The sequence below is a fragment of the Streptomyces sp. BA2 genome (genome assembly GCF_009769735.1).
Classification (GTDB): domain Bacteria; phylum Actinomycetota; class Actinomycetes; order Streptomycetales; family Streptomycetaceae; genus Streptomyces.
Map to the genome: position 1 here is coordinate 1,665,569 of NZ_WSRO01000002.1, position 18,580 is coordinate 1,684,148.

At 71.4% G+C, this 18,580-nt stretch carries 22 protein-coding genes; 12 read left to right on the top strand and 10 right to left on the bottom strand.

Translation table 11 applies throughout. The features are described 5' to 3' along the window. Nucleotides 1-110 precede the first annotated feature (110 nt). The 4 genes from E5671_RS10050 to E5671_RS10065 all read left to right on the top strand — a co-directional run bounded on the left by E5671_RS10050 (nucleotide 111) and on the right by E5671_RS10065 (nucleotide 4,046). On the top strand, nucleotides 111-1,202 hold the full coding sequence (locus E5671_RS10050) for a WD40/YVTN/BNR-like repeat-containing protein (protein ID WP_160503502.1): 1,092 nt from the start codon (nucleotides 111-113) through the stop codon (nucleotides 1,200-1,202). A gap of 33 nt (nucleotides 1,203-1,235) precedes the next feature. After that, nucleotides 1,236-1,913 carry a uracil-DNA glycosylase gene (locus E5671_RS10055; protein ID WP_160503503.1) on the top strand — a complete coding sequence of 226 codons (678 nt, stop codon included), beginning with the start codon at nucleotides 1,236-1,238 and terminating at the stop codon, nucleotides 1,911-1,913. Continuing rightward, complete coding sequence (locus tag E5671_RS10060; RefSeq protein WP_336605723.1) at nucleotides 1,910-2,908, top strand: N-acetylglucosamine kinase; 999 nt, start codon at nucleotides 1,910-1,912, stop codon at nucleotides 2,906-2,908. Before E5671_RS10055 ends, E5671_RS10060 begins: the two co-directional genes overlap by 4 nt. A gap of 196 nt (nucleotides 2,909-3,104) precedes the next feature. Next, nucleotides 3,105-4,046: a sirohydrochlorin chelatase gene (locus tag E5671_RS10065; protein ID WP_160503504.1), complete on the top strand. Its 942-nt coding sequence runs from the start codon at nucleotides 3,105-3,107 to the stop codon at nucleotides 4,044-4,046. Nucleotides 4,047-4,139: 93 nt separating this feature from the next. Here the strand turns inward: E5671_RS10065 and E5671_RS10070 are convergent, their stop codons facing one another. The 4 genes from E5671_RS10070 to E5671_RS10085 all read right to left on the bottom strand — a co-directional run bounded on the left by E5671_RS10070 (nucleotide 4,140) and on the right by E5671_RS10085 (nucleotide 7,517). Further along, nucleotides 4,140-5,195, bottom strand: a complete 1,056-nt coding sequence (locus tag E5671_RS10070; protein WP_160503505.1) for a lactonase family protein — start codon at nucleotides 5,193-5,195, stop codon at nucleotides 4,140-4,142. Between the two features lie 81 nt (nucleotides 5,196-5,276). Then, a complete protein-coding gene (locus E5671_RS10075; RefSeq protein WP_160503506.1) occupies nucleotides 5,277-6,575 on the bottom strand; it encodes a nitric oxide synthase oxygenase in 1,299 nt (432 codons plus the stop codon). 163 nt (nucleotides 6,576-6,738) lie between these two features. Beyond that, the gene (locus tag E5671_RS10080) at nucleotides 6,739-6,972 is read right to left on the bottom strand and encodes an XRE family transcriptional regulator (RefSeq protein ID WP_160503507.1); all 234 of its coding nucleotides are present in this window, start codon (nucleotides 6,970-6,972) and stop codon (nucleotides 6,739-6,741) included. 68 nt (nucleotides 6,973-7,040) lie between these two features. Then, nucleotides 7,041-7,517, bottom strand: coding sequence for an ATP-binding protein (locus E5671_RS10085; protein WP_160503508.1), 477 nt, complete (start codon nucleotides 7,515-7,517; stop codon nucleotides 7,041-7,043). Between the two features lie 210 nt (nucleotides 7,518-7,727). Between E5671_RS10085 and E5671_RS10090 the strand changes: the two genes are divergently transcribed. Next, nucleotides 7,728-8,597, top strand: a complete 870-nt coding sequence (locus tag E5671_RS10090) for an RNA polymerase sigma factor SigF (RefSeq protein ID WP_160503509.1) — start codon at nucleotides 7,728-7,730, stop codon at nucleotides 8,595-8,597. A 24-nt stretch (nucleotides 8,598-8,621) separates the two neighbouring features. Here E5671_RS10090 and E5671_RS10095 read toward each other — a convergent pair whose 3' ends face one another. The 4 genes from E5671_RS10095 to E5671_RS10110 all read right to left on the bottom strand — a co-directional run bounded on the left by E5671_RS10095 (nucleotide 8,622) and on the right by E5671_RS10110 (nucleotide 12,053). Next, a complete protein-coding gene (locus E5671_RS10095) occupies nucleotides 8,622-9,182 on the bottom strand; it encodes a VanZ family protein (RefSeq protein WP_237330147.1) in 561 nt (186 codons plus the stop codon). Between the two features lie 84 nt (nucleotides 9,183-9,266). Next, nucleotides 9,267-9,659, bottom strand: a complete 393-nt coding sequence (locus tag E5671_RS10100) for a DUF2267 domain-containing protein (protein ID WP_160503510.1) — start codon at nucleotides 9,657-9,659, stop codon at nucleotides 9,267-9,269. Then, on the bottom strand, nucleotides 9,631-10,392 hold the full coding sequence (locus E5671_RS10105; RefSeq protein WP_160503511.1) for a GAF domain-containing protein: 762 nt from the start codon (nucleotides 10,390-10,392) through the stop codon (nucleotides 9,631-9,633). Before E5671_RS10105 ends, E5671_RS10100 begins: the two co-directional genes overlap by 29 nt. Before the next feature lie 152 nt (nucleotides 10,393-10,544). Beyond that, the gene (locus E5671_RS10110; RefSeq protein ID WP_160503512.1) at nucleotides 10,545-12,053 is read right to left on the bottom strand and encodes an FUSC family protein; all 1,509 of its coding nucleotides are present in this window, start codon (nucleotides 12,051-12,053) and stop codon (nucleotides 10,545-10,547) included. Nucleotides 12,054-12,295: 242 nt separating this feature from the next. On the opposite strand from E5671_RS10110, the gene E5671_RS45355 reads away from it, so the two are divergent. Beyond that, a complete protein-coding gene (locus tag E5671_RS45355) occupies nucleotides 12,296-12,442 on the top strand; it encodes a hypothetical protein (RefSeq protein WP_202121071.1) in 147 nt (48 codons plus the stop codon). 81 nt (nucleotides 12,443-12,523) lie between these two features. Here the strand turns inward: E5671_RS45355 and E5671_RS10115 are convergent, their stop codons facing one another. Together E5671_RS10115 and E5671_RS10120 are read right to left on the bottom strand one after the other, a co-directional pair. Continuing rightward, nucleotides 12,524-12,931, bottom strand: coding sequence for an STAS domain-containing protein (locus E5671_RS10115; RefSeq protein ID WP_160503513.1), 408 nt, complete (start codon nucleotides 12,929-12,931; stop codon nucleotides 12,524-12,526). Between the two features lie 64 nt (nucleotides 12,932-12,995). Further along, a complete protein-coding gene (locus tag E5671_RS10120; protein ID WP_443032591.1) occupies nucleotides 12,996-13,898 on the bottom strand; it encodes an RNA polymerase sigma factor SigF in 903 nt (300 codons plus the stop codon). A 307-nt stretch (nucleotides 13,899-14,205) separates the two neighbouring features. Between E5671_RS10120 and E5671_RS10125 the strand changes: the two genes are divergently transcribed. From E5671_RS10125 to E5671_RS10150, 6 genes are all read left to right on the top strand, one after another. Beyond that, nucleotides 14,206-14,793, top strand: a complete 588-nt coding sequence (locus E5671_RS10125; protein WP_160503514.1) for a PRC-barrel domain-containing protein — start codon at nucleotides 14,206-14,208, stop codon at nucleotides 14,791-14,793. Further along, on the top strand, nucleotides 14,790-15,248 hold the full coding sequence (locus E5671_RS10130) for a PRC-barrel domain-containing protein (RefSeq protein WP_160503515.1): 459 nt from the start codon (nucleotides 14,790-14,792) through the stop codon (nucleotides 15,246-15,248). The genes E5671_RS10125 and E5671_RS10130 overlap by 4 nt, the downstream gene beginning before the upstream one ends. A gap of 322 nt (nucleotides 15,249-15,570) precedes the next feature. Further along, on the top strand, nucleotides 15,571-15,774 hold the full coding sequence (locus tag E5671_RS10135) for a cold-shock protein (protein ID WP_160503516.1): 204 nt from the start codon (nucleotides 15,571-15,573) through the stop codon (nucleotides 15,772-15,774). A gap of 289 nt (nucleotides 15,775-16,063) precedes the next feature. Continuing rightward, nucleotides 16,064-17,581 carry a DEAD/DEAH box helicase gene (locus E5671_RS10140; protein ID WP_160503517.1) on the top strand — a complete coding sequence of 506 codons (1,518 nt, stop codon included), beginning with the start codon at nucleotides 16,064-16,066 and terminating at the stop codon, nucleotides 17,579-17,581. Nucleotides 17,582-17,625: 44 nt separating this feature from the next. Continuing rightward, a complete protein-coding gene (locus tag E5671_RS10145) occupies nucleotides 17,626-17,853 on the top strand; it encodes a CBS domain-containing protein (RefSeq protein WP_237330148.1) in 228 nt (75 codons plus the stop codon). 47 nt (nucleotides 17,854-17,900) lie between these two features. Continuing rightward, nucleotides 17,901-18,209, top strand: coding sequence for an SCO5918 family protein (locus E5671_RS10150; RefSeq protein WP_160503519.1), 309 nt, complete (start codon nucleotides 17,901-17,903; stop codon nucleotides 18,207-18,209). Nucleotides 18,210-18,580 lie beyond the last annotated feature (371 nt).

Genomic DNA, 18,580 nt, shown 5'->3' on the forward strand with positions numbered 1-18,580 from the left:
TCCGCCACACCCGCACCGACCTGCGGAGACGTCCGGCCCGGGGGTCACTGTCAGTGCCGGGGTGCAGACTGAGCCATACCTGAGACAACGACGTCCCGGAGGTGGCCACCATGGCCGAGATGATCCTGACCGTAGGCACCCGCAAAGGCCTCTTCATCGGCCGCAAGCACAGCGGCGCGAGCACCTGGCAGTTCGACGAAAGTCCGTACTTCAACGCCCAGGCCATCTATTCGGTGGCCATCGACACCCGGGGCGACACTCCTCGTCTCCTGGCGGGCGGCGACAGTTCCCATTTCGGCCCGTCCGTCTTCCACTCCGACGACCTCGGCAGGACGTGGACGGAACCGCCCAAGGCGCCGGTCAAGTTCCCCAAGGACACCGAAGCCTCCCTGGAGCGGGTCTGGCAACTGCACCCCGCAGCCGCCGAACCGGACGTCGTGTACGCGGGCACGGAACCGGCCGCCCTCTACAAATCGCTGGACCGGGGCGAGACCTTCGAGCTCGTACGCCCCCTCTGGGAGCACCCCACGCGCGCCCAGTGGGTGCCGGGAGGAGGCGGCGAAGGCCTGCACACCATCCTGACCGACCCCCGGGACCCGGACGCGGTGACGGTCGCCGTCTCCACCGCCGGAGTCTTCCGCACCCTGGACGGCGGACAGAGCTGGGCCCCGTCGAACAACGGCGTGTCCGCGGTCTTCCTGCCGGACCCGAACCCGGAGTTCGGCCAGTGCGTGCACAAAGTCGCGCGGGACGCGGTCGACCCGGACCGCCTGTATCTGCAGAACCACTGGGGCGTGTTCCGCAGCGACGACGCGGGCGCGCACTGGACGGACATCGGCGAGGGCCTGCCCTCCGACTTCGGGTTCGCCGCCGTCGCCCACCCCCACCGCGCGGACACGGCCTACGTCTTCCCGATCAACGCCGACATGGACCGCGTCCCCGCCGACCACCGGTGCCGCGTCTACCGCACGGCCGACGCGGGCAAGAGCTGGGAGCCGCTCAGCGCGGGCCTCCCGGCGGGCGACCACTACGGCACGGTGCTGCGCGACGCGATGTGCAGCGACGACCAGGATCCCGCGGGCATCTACTTCGGCAATCGCAACGGCGAGGTGTACGCGTCGACGGACGACGGCGACAGCTGGCGGGAGTTGGCGTCCCACCTGCCCGACGTACTGTGCGTCAGGGCGGCGGCCATCGGTTGATCGACGCCCCCTTTACGGCAGTAGGGTGACGCCGTGGCACCACGACCCTTGCATGAAATCGTCGAAGCGGGCTGGGCGAAGGCCCTCGAACCCGTCGCCGGGAAGATCTCCGAGATGGGGGACTTCCTGCGCGCGGAGATCGCCGCGGGACGCACCTACCTCCCGTCCGGGCCGAACGTCCTGCGGGCGTTCCAACAGCCCTTCGACGAGGTGCGGGTGCTGATCGTCGGGCAGGATCCCTATCCGACCCCCGGGCACGCGGTGGGGCTGTCGTTCTCGGTCGCGCCCGAGGTGCGCCCGCTGCCCGGCAGCCTCATCAACATCTACCGCGAGATGGGCTCCGACCTGGGCATCGCGCCGCCGTCGAACGGCGACCTCACGCCCTGGACACAGCAGGGCGTCCTGCTGCTCAACAAGGCGCTCACCACGGCCCCGGGGCGTCCTGCCGCGCACCGGGGCAAGGGCTGGGAGGAGGTCACCGAGCAGGCCATCAAGGCGCTCGCCGCACGCGGGCGCCCCCTCGCCTCCATCCTGTGGGGGCGTGACGCCCGCAATCTGCGGCCGCTGCTCGGCCCGCTGCCGTCGGTGGAGTCGTCGCACCCGTCGCCCATGTCGGCGGACCGCGGCTTCTTCGGCTCGCGCCCCTTCAGCCGGGCCAACGACCTGCTTGTCCAGCAGGGCGGGCAGCCGGTGGACTGGCGGCTTCCGTGACGGACGCCCCGTGTGTACTCGGGGTGGACTCGGGCGGCTCGGGGATGCGGGTCGCCCTCGGTGGCCTCGACGGTGCGGGCGGCCCGCCCCCGGTGAGCTCGAAGGAGCCGGTGCCCACCGGCGAGCGCGGCATCGACGCCGGGCACTTCACGGAGCAACTGGTGCCCATGGCAAGGGAGTTGCTGGAGCGGGCGGGCGGAGGGCGGGTGACGGCCGTCGCCATCGGCGCCGCAGGCATGGCGACCCTCGGTGACGACCTGCGCGCGGAACTGCCGACCGCGCTGCACCAGGCTCTGGGCGTACGGCACATCGCACTCGCCGCGGATGCCGTCACCGCGTACGCGGGCGCGCTCGGCGACCGCCCCGGCGCGGTCGTCGCCGCGGGCACCGGCATGATCGCGATCGGCACGGACCTGGCCGCCTGGCACCGCGCCGACGGCTGGGGGCATCTCCTGGGCGACTGCGGCAGTGGCGCCTGGATCGGCCGCGCGGGCCTCGAAGCGGCGATGCGGGCGTTCGACGGCAGGCGCCACGGGTCGAAGGCGCTGCTCGCCCGCGCCGAGGAGCTCTTCGGCCCCGCGCAGGGACTCCCCGGACAGCTCTATCCCCGCACGGACCGGCCCGCGATGCTCGCCTCCTTCGCACCCGAAGTGTCGCGCTGCGCTCCGGACGACCCCGTGGCCGGGGCGATCCTGCGGGACGCCGCCCGGCACATCGCCGAAGCCGCGGCCGCGGTCTGCCCGGCGTCCGGCGCGGTGACCGAAAGCGAGCGGCCCGAAGTCGCCCTGACCGGAGGCCTGTTCAAGATGGGCGACGCGCTGCTCCGCCCGGTGCGCGCGGAGCTGAAGGGGCGCCTGCGGCACGTACGACTGGTGCCGGCCGCCGGTGACCCGCTGGACGGCGCCGTGCGCATCGCCGCCGATCTCGCCGCGGACCGGCTGCGCCTGCCGCTCGACCCGCGCATGCTCACCGTGCACACGGAGTACGACAGTTGACCGCCCCGGATGACGACTCCGGATGACCACTCCGGATGACCACTCCGGATGACCACTCCGGATGACCACTCCGGATGACCACTCCGGAATATGACAGTTGAGCTTTACGTAACTCATAAGACAAAACCGGACTTATACCGCCCACCTGTACCCTCCCCGAACAGCGAAGCCCCGTGGACCAGTAGCATGCGGGGCCATGAGCTCCCCCACCGGGCCCGCATCAGGCCTGCCCGTACGAATGCCGCGACCCCGCCAGCCCGGTCGGCACCGCCGCCCGGAGCCCGTGGCGGCTCCCGAGAACGCGCCCGCGCTCGTTCTCGCCGTACCGGGCGTACCCAGCAGCGCCACGCGCAGCCTCGCCGAAGAGGTCGTGAGCATCGCCCGCTCCGAGCTGCCCGGCCTCGACGCCCGCATCGGGTACCTCGACGGGACCGAGGACGCCACGACCACGTCGTTCCCGGAGTTCCCCTCGCTGCACTCCGTGCTCGCGCGCGCCGCCACCGAGCGCACCGCACGCTATGAGCAGGCGCGCGCCGCGGGGGCGGACGTCGCCGAGCCCGACGGCCCCGTCGCCGTCGTGGTGCCCCTCCTCGCGGGCCCCGACAACGCGCTGATGCGGCGCGTGCGCCAGGCCGTGATGGACAGCCGCGCCCCCGCCGAGCTGACGGACGTCCTCGGCCCGCACCCGCTGCTCGCCGAGGGGCTGCACGTGCGCCTCTCGGAGGCCGGTCTGGCCCGCGCCGACCGCGCCCGCCTGTTCACGGTGGCCACCGCGGCGGACGGCATCGTCCTCGCCACGGTCGGCGGCGAGGAGGCCGTGCAGGCCGCCGGGATCACCGGCATGCTGCTCGCGGCCCGCCTCGCGGTGCCGGTGATGGCCGCCGCGCTCGACCAGGAGGGCGCCATCGCGAGCACCGCGGAGGAGCTGCGCGGCTCCGGTTCCACGCAGCTGGCGCTCGCCCCGTACCTGATCGGTCCCGAGATCGACGGCAGCCTGCTCGACGCGGCCGCCAAGGAGGCCGGCTGCTCGGTCGCCGAGTCGCTCGGCGCCTACCCGGCGATCGGCAAGCTCGCCCTCTCCAAGTACACGTCGGCCCTCGGGATCGCCCCGCAGCCGTCGGGCGCGCCGGTCCACTGACCGCACCGCGCCGGCAGAACTGATGCCGTTACGCCGATGGGCCCGCCCCCTGATGCAGGGGGCGGGCCCATCGGCGTACGCGGGCGCGGTGGTTCAGTTGAAGATCACGCAGGAGGCGGCCGGGGCCTCGATCGAGCCCGCGCGCCGCGGAATGCCCGTCTCCGGGTCCACGGTGAACCAGGTCACGTCGCCGGAGCGCTCATTGGCCGCGTACAGGAAGCGCCCCGACGGGTCGATGGCCAGGTCACGCGGCCAGTGGCCGCCGCACGGCACGGTGGCGGTGAGCCGCGGCCGTGTCCCCGCCTCGTCGAGGGCGAGCACCGAGATGACGTCCTGACCGCGGGTCGCGGTCCACAGGAAGCGCCCGTCGGGGGCGATGACGACCTCGGAGGGAAAAGCCTCGCCGTCGCCGTTCGTGGGGCCCGGCAGGACGGCCGCCTCGCCGAGCGGCTTGAGGACCCCTTCGGCGGCGTCCCAGGCGCAGATCGTGACGGTGGGGGCGAGCTCGTTCAGGACGTAGGCACGATCGCCGCGCGGGTGGAACGCGAGATGCCGCGGGCCCGAACCCGGCCGCAGCGCGATCTCGCGGTGCAGGGACGGCTCGCCCGCCGCCGAGAGCTCACAGACGCGTACGGAGTCGGTGCCGAGGTCGACGCTCACCACCCAGCGGCCGCTCGGGTCGGGCAGGACCTGATGGGCGTGCGGCCGCTGCTGGCGCTGCGGGTGGGGCCCCGCGCCGGTGTGTTCCAGGACGCCCGAGAGGGCGGGCGCGAGGCTGCCGTCGGGGCGCACGGGCACGACGCTGACGCTGCCGGAGCCGTAGTTGGCGGTGAGGACGTGGCCCGCGTGCAGGGCGAGATGCGTGGGCGCGGCCCCGCCGACGGCGACCGGCGGCCCGGTCTGCTCGGGCTTGTCGCCTTCCAGGCGGTACGCGGCGATGGCCCCGTCGGACGTCTCGCTGACGGCGTAGAGCATGTCGCCCGCGGCCGAAAGAGCGAGGTAGGAGGGGTCGGCGACGGTGTCCGTGGCGCCGAGAACGGTCAGCGCGCCGCTGTCCGCGTCGACGGCGGCGGTGAGGATCCCGGCACCGCCCGCCGCGGTGAAGGACCCGATGTACGCCCGTTGACTGTCGTGCCTTTCGCCGTGCATGCCGACCACTGCGTTCCCCTCTCGACTCTCGACCGAGCGCCGTGTCCGGGGGCGCTCGTGCGGCAGACGCTAGCAGTCGGTCTAGACCAAGGCGCCCCGGCTCTCGCCGCGCGTCCTCGCGAGGGCTTCCGGGTGGTGGACGTAGGCGGGGTGCCGCTCCACCAGGTCGTACGTGCGGTGGAAGACGGGGGTCGCGCTGCCGGACAGCGGAGGCACGATCCAGGACCAGTCGGCTCCGACGGTGCGGCCCTTGCTCTCCTCCCGGCCGAGGTGGGTCAGGAAGCGCCGGGACTCGGTGTGGTGGTCGGCCATGGTGACACCGGCCCGGTCGAAGGAGTGGAGCACCGCCCGGTTGAGCTCGACGAGGGCGCGGTCCTTCCAGAGCGAACGGTCGCTCGCCGTGTCGAGCCCGAGCCGTTCGGCGACGCGCGGCAGCAGGTCGTAGCGGTCGCTGTCGGCGAGGTTGCGGGCGCCGATCTCGGTACCCATGTACCAGCCGTTGAAGGGCGCGGCGGGGTAGCAGACTCCCCCGATCTCCAGGCACATACAGGCCAGCGCGGGGACGGCGTGCCACCGCAGGTCGAGCTCCGCCCACCAGGGGTGGTCGGGGTGCTCGATCGGCACTTCGAGCACGGCGTCGGGCGGCAGCCGGAACCAGCGGGGTGCCCCGTCGGTGCCCTGGATCACCAGGGGCAGCACGTCGAAGGGGGTGCCGGGGCCGCCGGGCCAGCCGAGGCCGCGCGCGAACGCGGTGATCCCGACGTTGCGCGGGTCCCCGACGACACCACCGCCGGGCCGCTCGTATCCGGCGTACCGGATGAGCTGTTCGTTCCAGATGCGGGGCCCGGGGCGGCCTGGCGCGTCGGGCGCGAAGACGGTGATGAGGGGCCTGATCCGCCGCCCGCCGCTGACGGCCTCCCGCAGATGATCAGCGGACGCGGTGGCAATCTCCTCGGCGCCGGTCAGCTCCCTGCGGTCCAGGACGCGCAGGGAGCGCCAGTAGAGGCGTCCGATGCAGCGGGCGGCGTTGCGCCAGGCGAGCCGGGCGCCGAAAACGAGTTCCTCGTGAGTGTGGCGGTACGTCCCTGTCTCCGCGATCTCGGCGAACACCTGGGAGATCCGTGGCTCGGGGGCGCCGCGGCGGGCCTCGCCGTGGTGGAGGCGGACGAACTCGGCGGCGGCCCGGCGCAGGGCGGGCCCGGACAGCGAGCCGTCCGCGGGGCGCGGGGGCGGCGGCGCGGCGGCCTCTGCGTGGCCCGCGGCACGCTCCGGGCAGGCCGTGTCGGCGGCACGCTGATGGGGGTCGCCAGGGAGGGCGGCACCTTGCGCGCCGCGGTCCGCAGGAGTTCCGTATCCGGGCCTGCGCAGGAATTTCCGCATGGTGCACCCCCAGGGGCGGCTCCGGGGCATGAACCGCTCCCGCACGGTCCGCGCGTCTGTTAGCCGCGGAGTTACCCCTCCGACGGGGTGATCCACCCTGTATGTGCCCGGTGAACATGCCTCAGACGTGGGCGAATTGTCCACGGGATGAGGGTCTCCGAGGTCAAGGGGAGGTTGCCGCGGCCGTGGGCCGCGCGGCGTCCTTGATGGCGGGCAGTGCGAGGGCGCCGGCCAGTTCCGCCAGTTCCTCGTCGGTCGGGCGGACGGGGCCGTCGGCGCCGTCCTCCGCGAAGGCCCGGATGCGTGGAGTGCGGATGCCGGTCTTGTCCGCGATCGCCTGGGGCGTCAAATGACGGCGGCGCATGGTCTGTTGGAGTAGCTGAGACAGGTCGTCCATTGACCCCTCCTGCCCCGCCCGCACGCTCTCATGCCGTACGCCTCATCGCACGGCGCTGCGGGCCGTCGCTACCGGGGCAGGACGGCCCGGACGGTCTTGCCGTTCGGGCCCCTGGTCACGGTGACCGTCCTGGCCATGTGCTGGACCATGGGCCAGCCGAATCCGCCGGTGCCGCCCGCCAGGTCGGGCGCCCGCTCCTGCGGCGGTCGCGGGTCGGCGTCGCCGACCGTCACCGCTATGCCGTCCGGCTGTGCCTGCAGCCGCAGGGAGCACGATGTCCCGCGTGCGTGCCGTATGGAGTTGGTGACGAGTTCGGACACCGTGAGTTCGACACTCACGACGTCCTGGGCCTCCACGGCCGGGCGGAGCCTGTCCACGAAGGCGCGGGCGAAGTCCCGAGCGTGGGCGACGGCCTCCGGCCGCTTGTCGAAGACCGCTCCGTCCGACGGTCCCGTGTCCAGGTCCGGCGGTCCCGTGTCCACGTCCGGCGGTCCGGTGTCCAGATCCGACCGTCCGGTGTTCAGTCGCGTCCCGTGCGTCCTCATGAGCCCTCCTCGTACGGGGTGGCCTCTGTCCGAATATGGGATGGCCGCTGTCCGAGTTGCACACTTGCCCGCAAAGCCGGGCCTGTAACGCCCCGGCACATAACGGATCTTGTTGCGGAGTGACGCGCATGAAGCACCGCCGTGCGGGTACGTGCGCCTCACCGGCCGGTCGGGGGACGACAAAGGGCCGGCGGACTGGGGAGGCAAACCATGACAGTGGCGACAGCTGCTACCGGTACGTCCACGGACGGTACATCCACGGACACCGGCATCGCGGAACTGCCGGAGATCGCCTCTCCCCAGGAGGTCGGGCCCAGCGACGCCCGCGACCTGACGAAGCTGTTCTTCACCAGGCTCGCCGCGCTGGAAGAGGGCACCCCCGAGTACCAGTACGCCCGCAACACCCTCGTCGAGATGAACATGTCGCTGGTCCGGTACGCCGCCGGGCGGTTCCGCCACCGCGGCGACGACATGGAGGACATCGTCCAGGTCGGCACGATCGGCCTGATCAAGGCCATCGACCGCTTCGAACTCTCCCGCGAGGTCCAGTTCGCCACCTTCGCCGTGCCCTACATCGTCGGGGAGATCAAGCGGTTCTTCCGCGACACCTCCTGGGCCGTCCACGTTCCGCGCCGCCTCCAGGAGGCCCGCGTCGAACTCGCCAAGGCCACCGACGAACTCAGCACCCGCCTGGGCCGCGCCCCCCGGGTCAGCGAACTGGCAGAGCTGATGGACCTCACCGAGGACGAGGTCATCGAGGCCCGCACGGCCGCGAACGCCTACAACTCCACGTCCCTCGACGCGGCCGTCCACGGCGACCGCGACGACAGCGAGACGGCCCTCGCCGACTTCATCGGCGCGGAGGACCCCGCCATGGAGCTCGTGGAGGACTTCCACACCCTCTCCCCGCTGCTCGCCCGGCTCGACGAGCGCGACCGGCAGATCCTGCGCATGCGGTTCGTCGACGAACTCACCCAGTCCCAGATCGGCGAACACCTCGGCGTCTCCCAGATGCACGTCTCACGCCTGCTCTCCCGCACCCTGTCCCGCCTGCGCGACGGCATGCTCACCACAGGCTGACGCCCCGGTTGCTGACGCCCCGGCCTAGCCGGCGGCGGTGCGTCGCTTCGTGAAGCGGTGCCACCAATGCCTGCGGCGAGGATGCACGGCACGGCCCAGCCTGCGGCCGATCAGCAGGTAACCGAGCACGGCGCCCGTGGTGTTGAGCAGGACGTCGTCGATGTCGAAGGCCCGCCCGGTGACCAGGACGCCCTGGGCGAGTTCGACGAGCAGCATGACCAGTGCCGTGACGGCTATGACGCGTATGAGCCCCCGGGCGCGGGGCACGAGCACCGGCAGCAGCATGCCGAACGGCAGGCCGAGCGCGATGTTGCCGCCGAGCTGTTTGACGGTGTCGCGGAACGCGGGCTGCGCGAGATAGTCGCGGATCGAGTCGCCGGGGCGCATATTGCTGTGGGTCAGGGGCTCGGAGGCGGCCGAGGGTTCCAGCGTCAGCCGGGCGAGCAGCACGGCGAAGACCACCGTCCCCGCGAAGGCCAGCAGCATGGCCATCGCACGCGCCCATCCGGAGAGCGGGGGTGTACCGGGAGTTCTCCGGCTCCCCGCTTCCTTCGCGGCCTTGCCCTGCGGGACTGTCCGTGCCATCACGAGCCTCCATTCAGGGGGTGTTCCGACTACCTCTTCCGCGCCTTCTGCGCCTTTTGCACCTTCTGTGGATTTCCCTGCGCGTCACGTGGGGTCCGTACGGCCGAACAGACCGGCGTGCCCCGGCGGAAGCTGCGTGAGGATGCGGCGCAGCAGGGCGTCGTCGGCGACCTCCGCGACGGTGGCGAGCACCGCGGTGACAGCACGGCGGGCCTGTCCCGCGTCGACGTCGACGCGCGCGCCCACCGCCGCGATGAAGGCCGCGGGCGTCAGCGGTTCACTGGCCGGTGAGCCTTCGGTGAGCAGCGGGCCGCACTGACGGGGCAGCAGGCGGGCGAGATCGGTGCGGTCGTCCCCCACCAGATGCTCCCCCAGGACCTCGAGGACGCTCTGCACCGCTCCGGCGGCCTCCTGCCGCTCCGCGTACCCTCCGCGTTCCTGGACGCGGTCAAGCAACACTTCCACGGGCTCGTTCATGGCCGCTCCTTCCCTCGGACTCGTCCTCGTGGTGGGCGTGGGACGGCTGCAGGACGGTGTCGGCCACGTCGAGCAGCGAGAGACGGTCCCGCGCACTCACCTCCTGGAGCCACGCCAACCCCTCGGCGACGTCGCACTCTTGACGGGCGGCGACGTAGTCGGCCGCTTGGTGGATGCGCTCCCAGCGCGCCGCGCGCGTGCTGGTGGTCCACACCGGGCGCCGGCAGCCGCTGCCCGCCGCGTCGTGCACGGGCCGCCAGCGCAGCAGCGCGTCGAGCGCCAGGGCGGCGGCGCGCTGAGCGTGGGTGATGTGGCTGGAGGTCACGTCGGTGCGCTCGGTGTAGTAGAGACAGAGCACGCCGAGCGGTGTGTGACCGTCGTGCAGCGGGAGCGCCAGCACGCGCCGGGTGCCCGGCAGTTCCGCCGACAGGGGCGGTCCCGTGCGGCACGGATAGTCGCGCAGATCCGGTACGAACACGGGATGCATCCCCAGTGCGGCGCTGACCGAGGGGCCGTCGGCGCGGGTGAACTGCGCGGCCTCGGCCTGCAGCGCGGGCTCGTCGGTGGCGTGGAGCAGTTGCCAGTGTTCGAGCCGGGGCAGCCAGGACAGGGCCGCCCGCTGCGCGCCCAGCGACTCTGTGAAGGCGGTACAGAGGCGGTTCGGCAGTGCGCGCCGCCCGACGGCTGCCGCGACCGACACGTCATGCACGATCGACGGTGATTCCTCCGGCATGGTGATCATCCCTCTCAGTCGCGCGCCTCCAGGAGCGGGAGTTCGTCTACCACGCGATGAGCCACCTCATGTGTCACCGGCCAGAGACATCGATCGGCGCGACCGAGCGCCATGACCGGTCCGGTGTCACACACCGACCGGAATGTGCCTGCTCAGGCCCCGATCAGGGGCGTACGAGTCGGACTGCGCAGCGGCACGGCCAGTTCGACGAGCGCCTTCTCCAGGCCGTGGAGATGGGCCAGCACGGGCTCGACGGTGGAGGGGTGCGGCAGGGCGACGGCGTCGGCGGCCGGGCCGCGCGCGTCCTCCGGAGCGGTGAGCGCCTCCACGGCGGCCTCCACGCGCCAGCAGGCGGCGGCGAGCCGGTCGTCGTGCGAGGCCTCGGGGTCCGCGGCGATCGAGGCGAGCCCGCGCACCTCGCGGGCGCAGGCGTCGAGCAGCGCGAGCACCTGGCGGGCGCGTTCCTTGCGGGCCCGCAGCGGACTGAACGGGTGCACCAGCGGGGCGAGCGAGAACCGCACCTTCCCCAGGAGCTGCTCCAGTTCGGCGACGCGCGGCGCGGGGTCGGCGCTCCCGGATCCCGCGAGCCGGGCCGCGGCCTCCGCCGTGCAGGCGTGGACGCACCGCAGGGCGCGCTCGATCCAGGCGTTCGTCGTGGCATGCGTGGTGACGGGCAGGACGAGGAGCACGGCGAGGACGGCGCCGAGCGCTCCCACGCCGGTCTCCGCGACCCGCAGGGCGAGCAGCCCCGGGTTCAGCACCCCGAGCAGCCCGTAGAGCACCCCGGCCATGACGGTGACCGCGAGCATCATCCAGGTGTAGGAGACCGCGGCGGTGTAGAAGATCCCGAAGACACTGACGGCGACGATGATCGCCGAGGGCACCGGCGCACCGTGCAGCGGCAGCGCGAGGACGAAGCCCGCGCCGATGCCGATGACCGTGCCGAGCACTCGCCGGAAGCCGCGCACCAGCGTCTCCCCGCTCGACGCGGTATTCACGAACACCCACCAGGTGGCGCCCACGGCCCAGTACCACCGCTCGTGGGAGAGCACCTGACCCGCGGCGAGCGCGAAGGCGCCGCCGAGCACCGCCTGGATCGCCTGCCGGGTGGTCGTCCTGGCGAGGCCCCTGCCTCCCGGCGGCGCGGGCACGGCAGCGGGCGGCAGGCGGCGCTCGTAGCACCACAGCCCGAACCGTACGGCCGACGAGGCGCACAGCGACACCAGGATGGCGGCGAACAGCTCGGGCAGCTGCCCCGGCCCCGTGTGCAGGAATTGCGTCGCGAAGAACATCATGAACGCGAACACCCCGAGCGAGTGCCCGCGCGGCCCCCACCGCCGCGCGTACACGCCCACGCCCATCACGGCAAGGAAGGCGACGTCCCTGGCCACGGGCACGTCGTGCAGGACCGCGGCGAGAGCGAGCACCGGGAACCCGACGACGGGCAGCAGCGCCGTGGTGAGGGCCTGCCCCCGTACCGTCGCGTCGCTCACGGTGAACAGGGCGAGCAGCGCCGCGAGCCCACCGGTGATCGCCGCGACGAGCGAGTGTCCGGCAAGACCGCACACGGTCACCGCAAGCGCGATGCCGATGACGGCCCGCGCGGCGAACCGCAGCCGCACCCGTCCCGGATCCGGCGCCACGAACACCCTCTTCAGCACGGCTACCCCGCCCCTTTCGCGTCCAGCTCTGCCTGCCCACATGAAAAAGGCGCCGCGGGGATCCGCAGCGCCATCGACAGACACATCACACCATCCAGGGCCCTGCTGGCTCAACAGGCACCAGATTGACTGGGCCATTGGCCCACTACTCAGCCGTATTGCCGTGCCACAGAAGGACCATCGGACCATTCCATCCGGGCACTCCGTCGTAGGCTGGCAGTTCTCACGTCTTAGGAGTCGGAATGCCAGGAGTCATCGACCGCATCAAGCAGTTCGTCCGAAGCCCTCAGGGACAGCGCACGATCCGCCAGGTCCGCCAGGCTTCGGCCGACCCCAGGAAGCGGGCCCAGGCCAAGCGGATGCTGCGCAAGTTCCGAGGACGCCACTGATCCGAGGGCGCCACTGAACAGTCAGCCCCGGTGGCGCCCCTTTCCGTACGGCGGCGAGCGCGGCCCGCGTGAACCGGGAGATCAGTCCGGTTTCGACGGTTCCGTCGGCGGCCACTGGGGGCGTTCGTCGGCCGGGAGGGTCTGCAGGGCCTGGCCGACCGTGCGGTGGACGGGGAGCAGTTCCGTGCTCCCGGTCAGCGCCAGCATCTCCGACAGCCGGCGCCCGGCCCCCGCAAGCAGCAGCCTGCCCTCGCGGCGGGCGAGCAGCCAGCGCACGGCGAGCAGGCAGTTGAGTCCGCGCGAGTCGCAGAACATCAGCGCCGTCACGTCCAGGACCAGATGCCGGTGCCCGGCCTCGACGGAAGCGCCGAGGGTACGCAGAAAGTACTCCTCGCAGGACTGGTCGAGCTCGCCGCTGACCCGCAGCACCGCGGAGTCGGAGCAACTCGCGAGCTCGGTGATGGTCAGGCGATGGGTCTCAGTGGACATCGCACCCCCATGAGCCATCGTAGCGAGATCAACCCAGTGGCCTCTCCCGGAACAGCTGCTGTCGCTACCTCTTGTCGAGGAGTTTGACCCGCAGCCGCCCGAGGGTCCTGGTGAGGATGCGCGAGACGTGCATCTGGGAAATGCCCAGCTCCGCACCGATCTCGCTCTGCGTCATGTCGGCGGCGAAGCGCATCGCGAGAATCCTGCGTTCGCGTTCCGGCAGCGCGGCGATGAGCGGCTTCAGGCTGTGCAGGTCCTCGACCTTGTCCAGCTCCGGATCGCGGTAACCCACGTGGTCGGCCAGCGTGTCGTCGGAGTCGACGCCGTCGGCCGGGTAGTCCAGGGAGGCCGTGGTGTAGCCGTTGGCCGCGGTGAGACCTTCGCTGATCTCGGCCTCGTCCAGGTCCAGGTGCTCGGCGAGTTCGGCCGTGGTCGGGGCGTGCCCGTTGCTCTGCTCTAGGTCGGTGGTCGCCTTCACCAGGTCCAGGCGGAGCTCCTGCAGCCGGCGGGGAACGCGCACGGCCCAGGTGGTGTCGCGGAAGAAGCGCTTGATCTCGCCCATGATCGTCGGCAGCGCGAAGGTGGTGAACTCCACGCCCCGGTGGAGGTCGAAGCGGTTGATCGCCTTGATCAGACCGATCGTGCCCACCTGGACGACGTCTTCGTACGATTCGTCGCGCGGGCGCATCCGATGCGCCGCGTACCGCACGAGGTTGAGGTTCAGCTCCACCAGCGAGTTGCGTACGTAGGAGTGCTCGGGCGTTCCTTCCTCCACCGCGTCGAGGCGGGCGAAGAGCGCGTTGGAGAGGGCCCGGAGGTCGGCCGTGCGCCGACTGCCGGTGTGCGGCGCGGTGTGCGACAGGGGATGCTCGGTGGCCGTCGGCTCGGCTGTGGCGATGTCGGGGCCGGTGGTATGTCGTTCGGCGTACGACACCGTGGGTGCTGGGCTGCTGGTCGTCGAAGCCACCGTCGTCACTCCCGAAACAGATGGCACCCTCCCGGTGAGAGCGCGCTGTGCACGGGCTCTTACCCACCATCTCCCGTTACATTCCCGTGACTTGACTCTCCGTATAGGAAGCGCCTTCCTGGGAACTCGGAGCAACCGCGGGACGACACGGGAGGTGGACGGCTGTGATCTGGTGGATGTGGGTGACCGCGGTGCTTGTCGCACTGCTCCTGCTGACCGGTGCGGTCCTCGGGACCCAGGCACGGCGCCGTGGCGGCGGCGCGATCGTGGTCCGGCGGGGTCGCCGCGCGGGACGCGGGAGGACTCGATGATCACGCTGATGCTCGCCGCCGAGCTGACCAAGCGGCCCGTGGTCACCCTCGGCGGCGAGGTGGTGGCCCAGGTCAAGGACACGGTCTTCGACGCGTCGGGCGGACAGATCACCGGCTTCACGCTGGCGGGCCGCGGGCTGCTGTCAGGGCCGCTCAAGCAGAGCCTGCCCTGGTCCGGCGTCCACGCGCTGGGGCCGGACGCGGTGATGATCCCTTCCGCCGAGGTCCTGCAAGCCAGGGAGGTGGTGGTGGACAAGGGCGAGGCCGGCACCGGCCAGGTGCGCGGCGCCCGCGTACTGAGCGACGCGGGTCTTGAGTTGGGCACCGTACTGGACGCGGTGGTCGAAGGCGGCACCAGTGGCCGTGTGGCCGGCTTCGAGGTCGCGACCACCGAGGCGATGGGCCGGCACGAACGCCGTGCCTTCCTGCCGGCGCACGGCCAACTGGCCATGACCGGGGACACGTTGGTGATCCCGGCCCAGGTCGCCGGGCAGGCGGTGGACGACCTGGACGCGCTCGCCGCGGCGTGGGACAGGACCCGGACCGCGGGTGAGACGGGGTTCTGGAAGGGGGACGACCGATGATGCTGCTCAGCCAGGTCCTGGGACACCCGGTCATCAGCGCCGAGGACGCCCGCCCCGCAGGGGAAGTGGCCGGACTCGGCATCGATCCGCGGACCCGCAGGATCACGGAGCTGTACCTGCGGGCCACCAAGAGCGGCGGCGACAGCGTTCCTTGGTCGCACGTACGAGGGATGGGGCCGGACGCCGTGATCATCGACACCGGCGCCGCCGCCGCGACCGAGGCGGGCCGTGGCGGCTCGCACTCCCGTGCGCACAAGAGGCTGTTGGGCAAGCGGGTCCTCACCGAGTACGGCGAGGACATCGGCACGCTCACCGAAGTCACCTTCGATCCGGACACCGGCAGCGTCGGCGATCTGTACGTCGGACGCGAGCAGGTCCCCGGCAGCCGCCTGGTCGGCCTGGGGCCCTACGCGCTGATCCTCGGCGCGGGGCCGCCGCCCACGCCCGCGGACTGAGTCCGGCCCAGCCCGCAGAAACGCTGTGTTTCGAGCGAACCAATATATGTGCCGGCCGTGAGAGATATCAGCGCAAGGCGCTCTGAGAGTTTCTTGCGCGACGCCCGGAACGGAATTTTTTACCACGCGGAGCCGACCACAGCGTGCTACTGTCGATCTCAGTTGCAGTTGTGGTTCCCAAAAACTTCAAGTGCCCTCACCGACCATTTCGGCCGGTGGGAGCACTTTTGTATTTCCGGTCATTTCCGGCGGGGCAATCATCGCGGCGACACCGGGTCCGCACAGTGCGGACTCCGGGCACTGCACCCGAAGGAGATATGACATGGCTATTGGCACCGTGAAGTGGTTCAACTCGGAAAAGGGCTTCGGCTTCATCGAGCAGGACGGCGGCGGCCCCGACGTCTTCGCCCACTACTCGAACATCGCCGCCCAGGGTTTCCGTGAGCTCCAGGAAGGCCAGAAGGTGAGCTTCGACATCGCCCAGGGCCAGAAGGGCCCGACGGCCGAGAACATCGTTCCCGCCTGACGCTCACGCGTACTTCGCAGCTGGGGCCCGCACCTTGGGGTGCGGGCCCCAGCTCGTGCATTTCCCGCACCATCCGGGGTCACGAAATTTCTTGCGTGAATGTCATTCACTATCGCGCTCGCCGTGCCCCGTCCGGAACGTCAATCGTTCCCGCGCATCCGCCCCGCAGAACACCTGCCGCCGGCCGGATTCGCTTCACGCATTTCATCCGGCCCGTTCTCGCGATTCTCCGTGCTGCGCTCTCGCTGCGGAAATTCCTTGGTACGTGCCGCATCGAGGAAGGTTCCGCATGAACCGCGCACGCACGAACGACCGCCCTTTCCGCGCCCGCTCCGGCTCCGGCTTTGGCTCCGGTTCCCGCTCCGGCTCCGGCTCCGGCTCCGGCTCCGGCGCACCTCGCCGTTCCGGTGGTGGCTACGGCCGCCGACCGTCCGCGCCCCAGGGCGAGTTCGCCCTGCCGGTCACGGTCACCCCCGCGCTCCCGGCCGTCGAGGCGTTCTCCGATCTCGCGATGCCGGCGCCGCTGCTCGCCGCGCTCGGCCACGAAGGCATGAGCGTGCCGTTCCCGATCCAGGGCGCGACCCTGCCCAACTCCCTCGCGGGCCGTGACGTACTCGGCCGCGGCCGCACCGGCTCGGGCAAGACTCTCGCCTTCGGCCTCGCGCTGCTCGCCCGTACGGACGGTCAGCGCGCCGAGCCGCGCCAGCCGCTCGCCCTGGTCCTCGTGCCCACCCGCGAACTGGCCCAGCAGGTCACCGACGCGCTCACGCCGTACGCCCGCGCCCTGAGGCTGAAGCTCGCCACGGTGGTCGGCGGCATGTCGATCGGCAAGCAGGCCGGTGCGCTGCGCTCCGGCGTCGAGGTCGTCGTCGCCACGCCCGGCAGGCTCAAGGACCTCATCGACCGCGGCGACTGCAGGCTGAACCAGGTCGGCATCACCGTCCTCGACGAGGCCGACCAGATGGCCGACATGGGCTTCATGCCCCAGGTCACCGCGCTGCTCGACCAGGTGCGCCCCGAGGGCCAGCGGATGCTGTTCTCGGCCACCCTCGACCGCAACGTCGACCTGCTGGTCCGCCGCTATCTCAACGACCCGGTCGTCCACTCCGTCGATCCCTCGCAGGGCGCGGTCACCACGATGGAGCACCACGTGCTGCACGTGCACGGCGCGGACAAGCACCGGACGACCACCGAGATCGCTGCCCGCGAGGGCCGGGTGCTCATGTTCCTGGACACCAAGCACGCCGTCGACAAGCTGACCGAGCACCTGCTGAACAGCGGTGTCCGTGCCGCGGCCCTGCACGGCGGGAAGTCCCAGCCGCAGCGCACGCGGACGCTGTCCCACTTCAAGACCGGTCATGTGACGGTGCTCGTGGCGACCAACGTCGCCGCCCGCGGGATCCACGTCGACAACCTCGACCTGGTCGTGAACGTCGACCCGCCCACCGACCACAAGGACTACCTCCACCGCGGCGGCCGTACGGCCCGCGCCGGTGAGTCCGGCAGCGTCGTCACCCTGGTGACGCCCAATCAGCGCCGCGACATGACCCGTCTGATGGCCGCCGCGGGCATCACCCCGCAGTCAGCCCAAGTGCGCTCCGGCGACGAGGAGTTGAGCAGGATCACCGGCGCCCAGGCCCCTTCGGGCGTGCCGGTCACCATCACCATGCCGGCCGCGGAGCGCCCCCGACGCGGCGGCTCCTCCGCTGCCCGGGGCCGGCGCAGCCGCAGCGCCCAGGACCGGCGCACCGACCGCGCTCCGCGCCGCGCCCCCCAGGGCCGGCCCGCGTCGAACCCGGCAGCCTAGGGCTCACGACCACCAGGCTCACCCACCCCTTGCAGGAGGCACATTTGACACCGGTTCAGGCACCGTCGCGCGGGCCGCAGGTCCGTGACGACATGACCGTCGAGCTGGCCCTGTCGGTCATGTCGGGCGCGAGCGCCGGACATCTGTTCCTGTGTGACGAGGACGACCAGCGCACGGGCCTGATCACCCGGGCCCGGCTCGTCGCCGTCCGTGACAGCCCCGCCTACACGGACCAGGTCCGCCTACGGGACGTTCTCGCCCTCTCGCGCTGAGCGCCTCACCCCTGTCAGCCGCCCCAACTCCTCATCTGTGAGGCATCATGCGCTGCGTCATCGCCCGTTTCCCGTTCGACCTCACCAAGAGTGGGGTGCTGGAATCGATGAAGGGCATCAAGCCCGAGCCCATCACGGGCGACTCCGTCATCATCGGCCGCCGTCACTACCCCATCAAGCAGGTGGGCGCGGTCATCACCCGGCAGGACCGTCGTGACTTCAGCGCCGGGGAAGTCACCCGCGCCATGACGCATCTCGGCTTCACCTGCCGCACCCCTTCCGAGGATGCGGCCCCGCGCGACCTCACCCCGCTCCAGACGGCGACGGCCCTGCTCGGCGCCGCCACTCCCGTGTAGCGGGAGACGCGGGACACATCCCCAGAACAGCGAAGAGGGCCCCGCCGGCACGTGCCGGCGGGGCCCTCTTCGCGTTGCCCACTCGCATGCGCCTCTGCGGCAGCCCACAAAATCTATGCTCGCCAGTGTAGACATTGGGCGATCACATGGTTAGAGTTTCTCGCGTAGCTGTAATCCAGAGGGAGAACGGAGGGAGCAGACGCCATCAGGATCGCCCGGCCCGAGATCGATTCGGCCCGGGTACCGCAAGACCCCGGAACGGAAGGTGGTCCTCGGTTACGCATCAGCGATCCCCGCGTTCCCGCCCTCAGGCAGGGCCGGACAGCGGAAACAAGAGGTCGGCGCTGCATTAGGGCCGACAGATGGTGTTG

Excerpts from the sequence above, each read along its gene's own strand:
- E5671_RS10130 (WP_160503515.1), top strand. The coding sequence starts at position 14,790 with ATGATGCTGCTCAGCCAGGTCCTGGGACACCCGGTCATCAGCGCCGAG.
- E5671_RS10085 (WP_160503508.1), bottom strand. The coding sequence starts at position 7,517 with ATGAGGACGCACGGGACGCGACTGAACACCGGACGGTCGGATCTGGAC.
- E5671_RS45355 (WP_202121071.1), top strand. The coding sequence starts at position 12,296 with ATGCCAGGAGTCATCGACCGCATCAAGCAGTTCGTCCGAAGCCCTCAG.
- E5671_RS10150 (WP_160503519.1), top strand. The coding sequence starts at position 17,901 with ATGCGCTGCGTCATCGCCCGTTTCCCGTTCGACCTCACCAAGAGTGGG.
- E5671_RS10050 (WP_160503502.1), top strand. The coding sequence starts at position 111 with ATGGCCGAGATGATCCTGACCGTAGGCACCCGCAAAGGCCTCTTCATC.
- E5671_RS10140 (WP_160503517.1), top strand. The coding sequence starts at position 16,064 with ATGAACCGCGCACGCACGAACGACCGCCCTTTCCGCGCCCGCTCCGGC.
- E5671_RS10065 (WP_160503504.1), top strand. The coding sequence starts at position 3,105 with ATGAGCTCCCCCACCGGGCCCGCATCAGGCCTGCCCGTACGAATGCCG.
- E5671_RS10105 (WP_160503511.1), bottom strand. The coding sequence starts at position 10,392 with ATGCCGGAGGAATCACCGTCGATCGTGCATGACGTGTCGGTCGCGGCA.
- E5671_RS10075 (WP_160503506.1), bottom strand. The coding sequence starts at position 6,575 with ATGCGGAAATTCCTGCGCAGGCCCGGATACGGAACTCCTGCGGACCGC.
- E5671_RS10125 (WP_160503514.1), top strand. The coding sequence starts at position 14,206 with ATGATCACGCTGATGCTCGCCGCCGAGCTGACCAAGCGGCCCGTGGTC.
- E5671_RS10135 (WP_160503516.1), top strand. The coding sequence starts at position 15,571 with ATGGCTATTGGCACCGTGAAGTGGTTCAACTCGGAAAAGGGCTTCGGC.
- E5671_RS10100 (WP_160503510.1), bottom strand. The coding sequence starts at position 9,659 with ATGAACGAGCCCGTGGAAGTGTTGCTTGACCGCGTCCAGGAACGCGGA.
- E5671_RS10080 (WP_160503507.1), bottom strand. The coding sequence starts at position 6,972 with ATGGACGACCTGTCTCAGCTACTCCAACAGACCATGCGCCGCCGTCAT.
- E5671_RS10115 (WP_160503513.1), bottom strand. The coding sequence starts at position 12,931 with ATGTCCACTGAGACCCATCGCCTGACCATCACCGAGCTCGCGAGTTGC.
- E5671_RS10095 (WP_237330147.1), bottom strand. The coding sequence starts at position 9,182 with ATGGCACGGACAGTCCCGCAGGGCAAGGCCGCGAAGGAAGCGGGGAGC.
- E5671_RS10070 (WP_160503505.1), bottom strand. The coding sequence starts at position 5,195 with ATGCACGGCGAAAGGCACGACAGTCAACGGGCGTACATCGGGTCCTTC.
- E5671_RS10090 (WP_160503509.1), top strand. The coding sequence starts at position 7,728 with ATGACAGTGGCGACAGCTGCTACCGGTACGTCCACGGACGGTACATCC.